The 11532-nt window shown below is 52.1% G+C and carries 13 protein-coding genes; 3 read left to right on the top strand and 10 right to left on the bottom strand.

Going from position 1 to position 11532, the window contains the following annotated elements:
* Positions 1 to 313: 313 nt before the first annotated feature.
* The 3 genes from GN241_04840 to deoD all read left to right on the top strand — a co-directional run bounded on the left by GN241_04840 (position 314) and on the right by deoD (position 3539).
* Complete coding sequence (locus GN241_04840; GenBank protein XAT56746.1) at positions 314 to 2281, top strand: protein meaA; 1968 nt, start codon at positions 314 to 316, stop codon at positions 2279 to 2281.
* 103 nt (positions 2282 to 2384) lie between these two features.
* Positions 2385 to 2822, top strand: a complete 438-nt coding sequence (locus GN241_04835) for a GNAT family N-acetyltransferase (GenBank protein ID XAT56745.1) — start codon at positions 2385 to 2387, stop codon at positions 2820 to 2822.
* Positions 2823 to 2831: 9 nt separating this feature from the next.
* Positions 2832 to 3539 (top strand): purine-nucleoside phosphorylase, encoded by a 708-nt coding sequence (gene deoD / locus GN241_04830; protein XAT56744.1) that lies wholly within the window; start codon positions 2832 to 2834, stop codon positions 3537 to 3539.
* Positions 3540 to 3616: 77 nt separating this feature from the next.
* On the opposite strand, the gene GN241_04825 is transcribed toward deoD, so the two are convergent.
* The 10 genes from GN241_04825 to GN241_04780 form a co-directional block, all read right to left on the bottom strand.
* Positions 3617 to 4462 carry a DUF1989 domain-containing protein gene (locus tag GN241_04825; GenBank protein XAT59178.1) on the bottom strand — a complete coding sequence of 282 codons (846 nt, stop codon included), beginning with the start codon at positions 4460 to 4462 and terminating at the stop codon, positions 3617 to 3619.
* 53 nt (positions 4463 to 4515) lie between these two features.
* Entirely contained in the window at positions 4516 to 5295 is a 780-nt protein-coding gene (gene sdhB, locus GN241_04820; GenBank protein ID XAT56743.1) for a succinate dehydrogenase iron-sulfur subunit, read from the bottom strand.
* A gap of 49 nt (positions 5296 to 5344) precedes the next feature.
* Entirely contained in the window at positions 5345 to 7150 is a 1806-nt protein-coding gene (locus GN241_04815; GenBank protein XAT56742.1) for a succinate dehydrogenase flavoprotein subunit, read from the bottom strand.
* A gap of 12 nt (positions 7151 to 7162) precedes the next feature.
* On the bottom strand, positions 7163 to 7534 hold the full coding sequence (gene sdhD / locus GN241_04810; GenBank protein ID XAT56741.1) for a succinate dehydrogenase, hydrophobic membrane anchor protein: 372 nt from the start codon (positions 7532 to 7534) through the stop codon (positions 7163 to 7165).
* A gap of 15 nt (positions 7535 to 7549) precedes the next feature.
* Positions 7550 to 7933 carry a succinate dehydrogenase, cytochrome b556 subunit gene (sdhC, locus tag GN241_04805; protein ID XAT56740.1) on the bottom strand — a complete coding sequence of 128 codons (384 nt, stop codon included), beginning with the start codon at positions 7931 to 7933 and terminating at the stop codon, positions 7550 to 7552.
* Positions 7934 to 8097: 164 nt separating this feature from the next.
* Positions 8098 to 8832 carry a hypothetical protein gene (locus GN241_04800; GenBank protein XAT56739.1) on the bottom strand — a complete coding sequence of 245 codons (735 nt, stop codon included), beginning with the start codon at positions 8830 to 8832 and terminating at the stop codon, positions 8098 to 8100.
* 14 nt (positions 8833 to 8846) lie between these two features.
* Positions 8847 to 9881, bottom strand: a complete 1035-nt coding sequence (locus GN241_04795) for a hypothetical protein (GenBank protein XAT56738.1) — start codon at positions 9879 to 9881, stop codon at positions 8847 to 8849.
* Complete coding sequence (locus GN241_04790) at positions 9882 to 10088, bottom strand: DUF1737 domain-containing protein (protein ID XAT56737.1); 207 nt, start codon at positions 10086 to 10088, stop codon at positions 9882 to 9884.
* A complete protein-coding gene (locus GN241_04785; protein ID XAT56736.1) occupies positions 10085 to 10639 on the bottom strand; it encodes a hypothetical protein in 555 nt (184 codons plus the stop codon). Before GN241_04785 ends, GN241_04790 begins: the two co-directional genes overlap by 4 nt.
* A 3-nt stretch (positions 10640 to 10642) precedes the next feature.
* Positions 10643 to 11503 carry a CoA ester lyase gene (locus tag GN241_04780; protein ID XAT56735.1) on the bottom strand — a complete coding sequence of 287 codons (861 nt, stop codon included), beginning with the start codon at positions 11501 to 11503 and terminating at the stop codon, positions 10643 to 10645.
* Positions 11504 to 11532: the final 29 nt, after the last annotated feature.

Below are 11532 nucleotides of genomic sequence, written 5' to 3'. Positions count from 1 at the left end.
ACATTTCAATTAAAAAATTATGCGGAATAAACTCAGATGAAATTTAAATTGGCGTAGCACGCGCTGCCATAGCCAAATCGCGGGGCAAGAAACCTATTTAAAATAATTCCAAATAAATATTCGCTAAGATCCATAAAAAGATCACAACAGCCAATAAAACATTTGATTTATAAGGTTCGTCCTCGTCTACAAAGCCCAGATCAAGAAGCAGATGGAAATTTCAGCCTGCCGCAGCGCAGCGAATTGACATTGGTATATTATTTCATATAAAAACAAAAAATAGTAATAATATTATATCGCAAAGGTTGCGTAAATGAGCCCATCACCAAAAGATCGTCCATGGTTGATCAGAACATATGCGGGCCATTCAACGGCGCGCGACTCAAATGCGCTTTACCGATCAAATTTGCAAAAAGGCCAGACAGGATTGTCGGTAGCCTTCGATTTACCCACCCAGACAGGCTATGACAGCGATCATCTATTGGCGCAGGGGGAAGTTGGAAAAGTCGGGGTGCCAATTTGCCATCTTGGCGATATGCGCAGTCTGTTTGAGCAGATCCCCCTCGACCAGATGAACACCTCAATGACGATCAATGCTACAGCCCCTTGGCTGCTGGCGTTATATATCGCGGTTGCTGAGGAGCAGGGCGCCAATATAAGAGCGCTGCAAGGCACCGTGCAAAATGATATTATCAAGGAATATTTGTCGCGAGGCACCTATATTTGCCCCCCGCAACCCTCGCTCAAATTGATCGGCGATGTGGCAGAATATTGCTATGAGCAGCTGCCAAAGTGGAACCCGATGAACGTGTGCTCTTATCATTTACAAGAAGCCGGAGCGACACCAGAACAAGAACTTGCCTTTGCTTTGGCAACCGCAACCGCGGTATTGGATGAGTTGCAAGCACGCGTGCCAGCGCATGATTTTCCCAAACTCGTCGGTCGTATCTCGTTTTTTGTGAATGCAGGCATTCGCTTCGTCACAGAAATGTGTAAGATGCGCGCTTTTGTGGAGTTGTGGGATGAAATTTGCCAATCCCGCTATGGCGTTGAAAATCCAAAATACCGACGGTTCAGATATGGGGTGCAAGTTAATTCACTGGGGCTTACCGAACAGCAACCGGAAAACAATGTCTATCGTATTCTGATCGAAATGCTGGCGGTCACATTGTCAAAAAATGCCCGCGCGCGAGCCGTGCAATTGCCAGCTTGGAATGAAGCTTTGGGCCTACCGCGCCCCTGGGATCAACAATGGTCGATGCGGATGCAGCAGATCATGGCCTTTGAGACCGATCTGCTGGAATATGAAGATCTGTTCGACGGCAACCCCACCATCGAGGCCAAGGTTGAGCGTTTGAAAGACGAAGCGCGCCATGAGCTGGCATCGCTTGATGCGCTGGGCGGCGCAATCGAAGCGATCGGCTACATGAAATCGCGCCTCGTGGAAAGCAACACGCAAAGGCTGAACAAGATCGCTTCGAAAGAAACCACCGTGGTTGGGGTCAATAAATTCACCACGGGAGAGCCTTCGCCGCTTACCGCCGGAGATGGTGGCATAATGACGGTTGATCCCGCCGTTGAGCAAGATCAGGTGGACCGGTTGAACGCTTGGCGCAGCGCCCGCGATGACGCATCCGTTGCGACCGCGCTGCGCAGCTTACGCGCGGCGGCGCGGGCAGGTGAGAACATCATGCCCGCTTCTATCGCTGCGGCCAAAGCCGGCGTAACAACCGGCGAATGGGCGGCGCAAATGCGGCTTATCTATGGCGAATACAGAGGGCCAACCGGCGTGGCGCATGGCGTGTCCAACCAAAGCGAAGGGCTGGATGAAATTCGCGATGCGGTCGATCTTGTGAGTCAGAAGCTGGGGCGCCGCTTGGGCTTTTTGATGGGCAAACCCGGGCTTGACGGCCATTCGAACGGGGCCGAGCAAATCGCCGCCCGCGCACGCGATTGCGGAATGAAGATTGCTTATGATGGCATCCGCTTAACCCCCGAACAACTGATTGCCTCTGTTCAAGAGCACCAGCCCCATGTGATCGGTCTGTCAATCTTATCGGGCAGCCATATTCCTTTGGTAGAAGATATGATGAAACGCCTGCAACTGGCCCAACTTGATAATATTCCCGTGGTGGTTGGCGGCATTATCCCACAAGAGGATATGATCCGTCTGACAGCGATGGGCGTTGCAAAAATATACACCCCGAAAGATTTCGAACTGAACACCATTATGATGGATATCGTCAGTCTTGCAGATCCAACCGATTTAGCCGCAGAGTAACGCGTCCGCAGGCCCCAAAAAATCACAACCTCCGAAGAACAAGGCTGGCCTTGTCTGGCAGGCTTCGTTAGATTTTCGCCAAGAGCAAATAAAGGAACACGCGGTGATCACAACGCGCAGCTTACGGCCCAACGACTATCACGCCTGGCAGGCGCTTTGGCAGGGGTATCTGGCATTTTATGAAACCGAGCTGGCGGAAAACGTATATCGCACCACCTTTGAGCGCCTCTGTTCAAACGATATCACAAGGCAAAACGCAATCGTGGCCGAACTGGGCGGTGAAATGGTGGGCTTGGTGCATTATATTTTTCATCCGCATAATTGGCGGGTCGAAGATGTGGTATATCTGCAAGATTTATTCACCGCACCGCAGCAACGCGGCAAAGGGGTTGCCAAAGCTTTAATCAACGCCGTGTATCACGCCAGCGATCAGGCCGGGTGCCCAAGCGTCTATTGGATGACGCAAGAATTCAATCACCAAGCCCGCCATCTATATGATCAGATCGGCCAGCTTACCCCTTTCATAAAATATACACGATAGAGGCTTTTCATGACAATCCATATCGGTGCCACCCCAGATCAAATCGCAGAAACCGTTCTTTTGCCCGGCGATCCCTATCGCGCGAAATGGGCGGCGGAAACCTTCCTATCTGACGTCGCGCTTGTGAACGAAGTGCGCGGCATGCTGGGATTTACCGGGTTTTATAAAGACCACAGGGTGACCATCCAAGGATCGGGTATGGGCATGCCATCTTTATCCATCTACGCCAATGAGCTGATCAAAGACTATGGGGCCAAAACTCTGATCCGAATTGGATCCTGTGGCGGCATGCAACCACATGTTGGGATACGCGATATCATTCTGGCAATGACCGCCAGCAGCATTTCCACCCCGTCTCTTGGCATTTTTAAAGAATTCAACTTTGCCCCTTGCGCCGATTATGCTTTGTTAGAGGCGGCGGCCCGCGCCGCGCAAGCCAAAGCCATCGCAACCCATATTGGCGGTATCTACTCGTCAGATGTGTTTTACGATGAGCGTCCCGACCTAAACCAAGAAATGACCCGCCATGGCATCTTGGGTGTCGAAATGGAGGCGGCCGAATTATACAATCTTGCCGCGCGATATGGCGTTCGGGCTCTGGCCGTTTTGACCGTTTCAGATCATTTGCAAACCGGCGAGGCGCTGCCCGCGGATCAGCGGGAAAAGAGCTTTGGAGATATGGTGGAAATCGCGCTGCACGCAGCTTTTGACGTATAACAAGGCCCAGCAAAGCCGGGCACGGCGCGCGCCTTTTGCCGCTATCACAGGTTTTGCTTGGGCTCGCGCCCGCGTGATTACACCCCGTGGCCGCGATCATAGCTCGACAGTGCAGGGCCCTGCCAATCCGCCAAGGCATCCGGGGGCGCGCTAAAGATCTCGACCTTTAGCGGATGACATATCGCGGTATCGCTGGAATGTTCCAAGGAACAATCCCCCCCAGGGCAGGCGCTTAGCGCCCCCAAAAGATCAATTTCGGCAAAAAACTCAAGATAATCACCTGGGCGTACAGGGCTGGCTTTCATGAAATACTGCCCCGTATCGCGGGTAAACCCCGTGCACATAAACACGTTCAAAACATCATGCACCATCTCTTCCACCTCGCGCACGGGCCGTGCCAGCCTGCCCGCCAAAGCCCGGGTTAAGTTGGAATGACAGCAGTGGTGATAGGCCTCACCGCCCGAAAGCAAACCATGCGTGTACGGATCACAGCGGGTTCCAATCACGTCATGCACCGAGCCCCCATATGCATCGACTCCATACCATGCAAGCGTATCTTCAAATACCGTTGCCATCGGCCTCAAATAGGGAAAGCATGACCACATCCGCTCTTCCTGCGTGAGATGCGTGCCATGCAGAGCGCGGGTTTTCCCAGAATAAAACCGTTCATGCAGATTTTGGGCGTTCCACAAATTCAGATCACCAACCTGCGCGCCTTCGATAGAAGAAATGCGAAAAAACGAGCCCGCCGGCGCATCAAAACAGCTGGCATCGCGCGGTGCAATAATCACTTCATCGGATTTTACGGCGAACTGGCGCAATGTCTTCAAAGCCGCCATATCGGGCTTGGGTAAGCTTTCAACCGGATAACAAATCACGGGCTTTATAGCTTGGCGCGCAGCGCCATCTTCAGGCATTTCCAACATGTGACCACCCTTATACAAAATGACCCTGTAAACAGGCCGCTCTGTGCGCGCTAGACTGTCCGCTCGACCATCATCTTTTTAATTTCTGAGATCGCCTTAGCCGGGTTAAGCCCTTTGGGGCAGGTTTTGGCACAATTCATGATCGTATGACAGCGATAGAGCTTAAACGGATCTTCCAATTCATCCAACCGCTCGCCTGTAGCTTCATCGCGCGAATCAATGATCCAGCGATAGGCGTGCAGCAAGGCAGCTGGCCCCAAATAGCGATCGCCATTCCACCAGTAAGACGGGCAGGAGGTTGAGCAAGAGGCGCACATCACGCATTCATACAGCCCATCCAGTTTTTTGCGATCTTCGATCGATTGCTTCCACTCTTTCGCCGGACGGTTGGTTTTGGTTTCCAGCCAAGGCATGATGCTGGCATGCTGGGCATAAAAATGCGTTAGATCAGGGATCAAATCGCGAATAACGGGCATATGCGGCAAGGGATAGATCTTCACATCGCCCTTGATCTCATCCATGCCATAAATACAAGCCAGCGTGTTAATGCCATCGATATTCATCGCACAAGAGCCACAAATACCTTCCCGGCACGAGCGGCGAAAGGTCAAGGTGGGATCAATTTCGTTTTTGATTTTGATCAGCGCGTCCAAGACCATCGGGCCGCATCTATCCATATCCACGAAATAAGTATCAACGCTGGGGTTTTCTCCATCATCTGGCGACCACCGATAGATGGAAAACTTGCGGATATTGGTTGCACCTGCTGGTTTTGGCCAGGTTTTTCCAGTGCGGATCCGTGAATTCTTAGGAAGCGTTAGCTGAACCATATTGCCCTCATCTGGTCTTTATATCCCGTCTTTATTTTCACAGCCGCGCTCAAAATGTACGCACTTTAGGCGCGATTCTCTCAAGCGATATGCCACCCTGATCTTCATCCGTGAGGCGATCCAACACGACCGGCCGATAGCTCAGATCGCATTTGGCGCCGTCAATCACCGCCAATGTATGCACCCGCCAAGCCGCATCATCTCGATCAGCGAAATCTTCATGGGCATGCGCGCCGCGGCTTTCTTTACGCGCCTCGGCGCCGGCGATGGTGGCCAAAGCGTTGGGCATTAGATTGCCCAATTCAAGCGTTTCCATAAGATCGCTATTCCACACGAGGCTGGTATCAGTCACTTTGATATCATCCATTTTTGCGGCGATTTCGGTCATTTTGCTGAGGCCGGCTGCCAATGTGTCCGAGGCGCGGAATACGGCCGCATCGGATTGCATGGTCTTTTGCATCTCAAGGCGCAGCTCAGCGGTTGGCACCGCGCCATTGGCATGACGTAACCCATCGAAACGGTCAAAGGCCTTATCAATTTCAGCAGCGTTCAAACTGGGGATCTGTGCGGCCCGATCGACAACCTGACCAGCCCGGATCGCGGCTGCGCGCCCAAACACGACTAGATCGATCAAAGAGTTTGAGCCAAGGCGGTTTGCGCCATGCACCGATGCGCAGCCTGCTTCACCCACAGCCATGAGCCCGGGCACCACTGCGTTTGGATTATCCGCCGTTGGGTTTAGAACTTCTCCCCAATAGTTGGTCGGAATGCCGCCCATATTATAGTGCACGGTGGGCAGAACAGGAATTGCTTCCTTGGTCACGTCAACACCGGCAAAAATCCGCGCGCTTTCCGAAATTCCGGGCAGGCGTTCGGCCAAAGCCTCGGGGGGTAAATGGCTCAAATTAAGGTGGATATGATCACCCTCTGCGCCAACGCCGCGCCCCTCACGGATTTCCATCGTCATGCAGCGGCTGACGTAATCGCGCGGCGCAAGATCTTTATAATGGGGTGCATAGCGCTCCATAAAACGCTCGCCCTCTGAATTTGTCAAATAGCCCCCTTCGCCGCGCGCGCCCTCGGTGATCAAGCACCCGGATCCATAAATGCCCGTCGGATGGAATTGTACGAATTCCATATCCTGCAACGGCAAACCAGCCCGCGCCACCATGCCGCCACCATCCCCGGTGCAGGTATGCGCAGAGGTTGCACTGAAATAAGCCCGCCCATAGCCACCCGTGGCCAAGACGACCATTTTAGCGTTGAAAACGTGCATCGTGCCATCATCTAGCTTCCAGCAGACAACACCGGTGCACACCCCATCTTCAGACATAACCAAATCGATGGCAAAATATTCGATATAAAATTCAGCGTTATTCTTCAGCGATTGGCCATATAACGTGTGCAAAATCGCGTGGCCCGTTCGATCGGCTGCGGCGCAGGTACGCTGTACGGGAGGGCCTTCGCCAAACTCAGTAGTATGCCCGCCAAATGGCCGCTGATAAATTTTACCTTCTTCGGTGCGCGAAAATGGCACGCCATAATGCTCAAGCTCATAAACAGCTTTCGGCGCTTCGCGCGCCAGATATTCCATCGCGTCCGTATCACCAAGCCAATCGGATCCCTTGACGGTATCATACATGTGCCATTGCCAATGATCTGGACCCATATTTGAAAGCGAGGCAGCGATCCCGCCTTGCGCCGCAACCGTGTGAGAGCGGGTTGGAAACACTTTGGTGACGCAGGCGGTGCGCAACCCCTGCTCTGCCATGCCCAAAGTTGCCCGCAAGCCAGCGCCACCAGCGCCGACAACAACAACATCATATTCATGGGTTTCAAACGTATATTCTGACATTGCTTTCGCCCTTTAAAGTGCCATCTTCGCGATCGCAAACAGCCCTGTTGCCATCAAGGCATAGGACATACAAATCACCGCGATGATCCAGATCTTCTGTGCAGTCCCATGGACATAATCTTCAATTAAAACCTGCGCGCCCGACTTAAAATGCTCAAGACCAACGATCAGCGTCAGCGCCACAATCAAGGCAGGCCCGGGCCGGGCAAAATGCGCGATCACATCTTTATGGCTTTCACCGATAACGCGCCCAAGGGTATAGACGAATAAGGGCACCAGCACCAAAAGCGCTGCAGAGCTCACTTTCATGGCCCAAAAATGCGCGGTGCCAGTTTTGGCGCTGCCCAGGCCCGTAGCACGTTTGCGATCCGTTAAATAACGCATGTCTGTCCCTTGCCCCTAAAAAACCACAACGGTGATGACGCTCAGCAGCAGCGAACCTATGATAACACCCCAGCCAAGTTTTTCGGCTGTCGGCACGTCCAAACCAATAGCGTTGTCCCAAATCAGATGCCGCAAACCGGCCAAGCTATGATACCACAGCGCCCAGATCGATCCCAATAGGAGTAGCTTTCCAAACCACGAGGTTACAAATCCGTTGACCATGTCAAAATAGGCCGGCGAAGTTGCCGCCGCCAATAACCACCAAATCACCAGAATAGTGCCCAGCAATAATGCGTTGCCCGTGATCCGCGTCAAGATTGACGTGATCGAGGTCAGCTGCGGGCGATAGATTGATAAATGCGGTGACAAAGGGCGATTGCCCCGGCTTACATCAGCCATTAAATTTCCCTTACGATCTTTTTAAAGCGAAGCCTCCACAGCCATTCGCCAATACGATGGGATTCTTTTATCTTGATTTGAAGGTAATAACAGCCCCAGAAACGATATTCTTTCCTATCTCTTGACGAAATGCAATGTTGTGATCACAGAGTTTTTATTTGTGATCACATGTTTTCATATTGCCGGCTTAAATAGGTTTCAAATTCTGCGCAAAGCGTCACCGAACCGGTTTCTGGATCGTAAAATGCATTAGCCTCCTCGCAAGTTTCTATCAACACTGCAAAATCAAAAGGAAAGCCCAATTGCCCATTTAAAAAAGCGATTTCTTCGGCCACCACTTGGCCAATCAAGCTTTCAACAGGGCCCTCAAATATTATTTTTCCTTTCAGGGCCAACATCTGATCCAGCACCCCTCCCCAACTTAGAATCGCCTGATCATATTCCTCGGGGCAGCTATCAGCGCGTTCTTCTGGCAACCCAAGACCCTCGGCAAAAAAGATCCGATCGGCTGGGTTGGCTCCATAGAACAAACAAATCAGATTATAAAACCGTTGTTCGTCAAGCCCATGCACCCCCCAAAACGCCAATTCTTCCGCCTGTTCTGCATCTGCTAAAAAACCGAGCGCGGCATCATAAGCAATATCTTGGGCCGGCTCTTCGTCATAAACTTGATCGATCATTAAAATGGATAAAACATCCGCTGCGTCTTCTTCTTGGCCAAAAATCGGCACCGACATCTTATCGATAATTGCATGCCCCAATTCATGATAAAAAATGGACACAATGTTAGAGGATAAATAGGCGTCTCGCGCGTCGATCTTCTCCGCGTTTGACTGGCCAAAAGCAGGGAGCAACCCGCCCGCAAAAAGCACCATTAAGGCCAATAATGTGATCCGCATCACCTCTCCTCTGGTTACGAGGGTATCAAGGCCCAATAATCCAAATCAAGAAGAATATGAGGAAGATAGCGTTGGTCTTCCCCGCGCAGCGGCCCCGGTCCCGCTTGGTTTTTTTGCGCCACCAATCGCAAACGCATGGCACCAATACCCGGCACGCGGGTTTGCGCTATGTCCAGCACTTCAGACCAAGCCGAAATGGTATCGCCCGCAAAACAAGGGTTGGCATGCGCGCCGCTATTCAAAGCGACAATCATTTGCGCATTGGCCAGGCCATTAAAGGATAAAGCCCGCGCCAAAGAAATTACATGCCCGCCATAAATCAGGCGCTTGCCATCGGCGCGGCTGGTCACATCAAAATGCACTTTGGCAGTGTTTTGCCACAGCCGCGTTGCCATCATATGCTCGGCTTCTTCGATGGTGATTGCGTCAACATGATCAATCACTTCGCCGCGCTCATACGCAGACAAATGATATGGCTCTCCGGCAAGATCAAACGCATAATTGGAAAAATCCAGCCCCTCTGGAACGCAGAGATCTGCCGGATCTATCGCCCCGGCCAATTCGGGCAGAACAGCCTGTGGCGCTGGCGAGCTGATCTGTCTTTTGCGCAGCATTGCCCAGCGCACAAATTCAAGAACGCTGTCCCCGTGCTGGTTTACCCCGCGCGTGCGCAGATAGACGATGCCGGTTTTTCCATTAGTGTTTTCTTTCAACCCGATGACTTCTGACACCGCCCGCACCGTATCACCCGTGAAGATTGGGGCCAGCCACCGCCCTTCTGCATAGCCCAAATTAGCCACGGCATTGAGTGAAATATCCGGTACAGTTTTGCCGAACACCATATGAAACGCGGCCCAATCGTCTATAGGGGCGCGCGGCAAACCGCAATTTCGGGCGAATTCATCCGACGAATTCAATGCATGGCGCGCAGGATAAAGCGCATGATAAAGCGCACGCTCTCCCTCGGTGAGGGTGCGAGGAACAGCGTGCGCGATCACCTCGCCAAGTGAATAATCTTCAAAAAAACGCCCAATATTCGACTTGCTCATTCATTGTTCTCCGAGCGCTCGGTCTGGATCATAGGCATTTAAGCTGTCTTTTATCACTGCCTGCGCGCAGCGCATTTTCTGGCTGTCTGGATCAAAAACATACTGTGCCTCGCCATAAAGCCGCCATCCATTTGAAAGAGCCAAAGTGACTTTATGGCAAAACGCAGATCCGTCTTCACCGGTCAGCAATCGATATAATTGGGTCATGCGCCCCGAGCCCCAAAGGGCGATACGCCCAGCCACAAATGTAAACCCACCATCACGGCAAAGGTCACCACGGTCACCGCTAAAAATTTCCAATCGCGCTTATCTTCGCCGGGCTCGGGCCGCTGCCACTCTTCTGCGCGGTTGATCTTAACCACCGTCCAAACAGCCCAGCCCAACATACCGCCAAATAGAATGATAGACGCCAAGTCACCATTTACCAACAAATGCGCTGCGGCCCACATTTTCACTGAGGTCAACATTGGATGGCGCATCCGGCCACGCATCCGACCTTTTGTATGCGCCATCGCAAACACAGCCACGGCGACCACCATGATCAAATTGTTGACATGAATTAAAAATTCAGGAGGTGACCAAATCTCGATAAAAGCCGCTTGCCGATAACCGATAATCATCAACACCAATCCAAGCGCAATTCCGATTGCAACCGGAGCTTTTCCTTTTTCGCCCATTGCGCTACGCCGTTCTGGGGCAAGACGCTTAAAACCATGCGCAGCGAACCACAGCGCAACACCCGCTATCAATAAAACCATTTTTTACTCCGTCTGCATTGCAGCAATTGCCTGCGCCATTGCCAAGGTTTTCCGCGCGGTTTCGATATGCAGGTTCTCGATGATCGTTCCATCAAGCACAGCAACACCCTGTCCAGCGGCTTCTGCTTCTTCAAAAGCAGATATTTGGCGCTGTGCCAATTCAATTTCATCCGCTGAAGGCGCGAAACAGCGATTTGCAGCGCTTAACTGCGCCGGATGAATAAGCGTTTTGCCATCAAAGCCCAAAGCGCGGCCCTGCCTGCATTGCGCGATCAACCCTTCTTCATCGTGAAACTGATTATACACTCCGTCCAGCAAAGCCACATCATGCGCCCGCGCTGCAAGCACAAGCGCTTGCAGCGCCATTTGTAAACTGTCTCGGGTCAGCGTAAGTTGGCACTTTAGGTCTTTTGCCAAATCATTCGTGCCGGCCACCAAGGCCTGCAGCAGTGGATGAGCCGCGATTTCGCCCGCGTTTAAAATGCCCAACGGGGTTTCCAGCATCGCCCAAAGCGGCCATTTTTCTCCCATCATATCCGCCAGCGCATCCAAATCACCCGCTCTATTTACTTTCGGCAGCAGCACAGCATCAAGATCAAGCCCATCCAAAGCCTGAATATCAGCTTCGCCCCAAGGTGTATCAAGCGCATTTATTCTAACAATTTTCAAACGCGCGCCATAGCCGCCTTGCGCCAAAGCTGCGTGCAGGATTGCGCGCGCTTCGGATTTCGACTCGGCAGACACGGCATCTTCAAGGTCAAAAATAATGCTATCGGTGGGTAGGTTTCGCGCTTTTTCCAAAGCCCGCGGCTTGGAACCTGGTATATAAAGCGCAGATCGAAGAGGGCGATGAGATAGGGTCATAAGAAGCTTCCGCAATAATATTACGAAAT

Source organism: Rhodobacteraceae bacterium IMCC1335, from assembly GCA_039640495.1.
In the GTDB taxonomy this organism is placed as follows: domain Bacteria; phylum Pseudomonadota; class Alphaproteobacteria; order Rhodobacterales; family Rhodobacteraceae; genus Thalassovivens.
The sequence above is the reverse complement of the archived record's forward strand: the minus strand, read 5'-3'. Positions and strand labels throughout refer to the sequence as shown.

What these genes read in the sequence shown, in the direction of transcription:
- sdhC (XAT56740.1), bottom strand. Translation starts at nt 7,933, where the DNA reads ATGGCTGATGTAAGCCGGGGCAATCGCCCTTTGTCACCGCATTTATCA.
- GN241_04785 (XAT56736.1), bottom strand. Translation starts at nt 10,639, where the DNA reads ATGGTTTTATTGATAGCGGGTGTTGCGCTGTGGTTCGCTGCGCATGGT.
- GN241_04815 (XAT56742.1), bottom strand. Translation starts at nt 7,150, where the DNA reads ATGTCAGAATATACGTTTGAAACCCATGAATATGATGTTGTTGTTGTC.
- sdhD (XAT56741.1), bottom strand. Translation starts at nt 7,534, where the DNA reads ATGCGTTATTTAACGGATCGCAAACGTGCTACGGGCCTGGGCAGCGCC.
- GN241_04795 (XAT56738.1), bottom strand. Translation starts at nt 9,881, where the DNA reads ATGAGCAAGTCGAATATTGGGCGTTTTTTTGAAGATTATTCACTTGGC.
- GN241_04800 (XAT56739.1), bottom strand. Translation starts at nt 8,832, where the DNA reads ATGCGGATCACATTATTGGCCTTAATGGTGCTTTTTGCGGGCGGGTTG.
- GN241_04780 (XAT56735.1), bottom strand. Translation starts at nt 11,503, where the DNA reads ATGACCCTATCTCATCGCCCTCTTCGATCTGCGCTTTATATACCAGGT.
- sdhB (XAT56743.1), bottom strand. Translation starts at nt 5,295, where the DNA reads ATGGTTCAGCTAACGCTTCCTAAGAATTCACGGATCCGCACTGGAAAA.
- GN241_04790 (XAT56737.1), bottom strand. Translation starts at nt 10,088, where the DNA reads ATGACCCAATTATATCGATTGCTGACCGGTGAAGACGGATCTGCGTTT.
- deoD (XAT56744.1), top strand. Translation starts at nt 2,832, where the DNA reads ATGACAATCCATATCGGTGCCACCCCAGATCAAATCGCAGAAACCGTT.
- GN241_04840 (XAT56746.1), top strand. Translation starts at nt 314, where the DNA reads ATGAGCCCATCACCAAAAGATCGTCCATGGTTGATCAGAACATATGCG.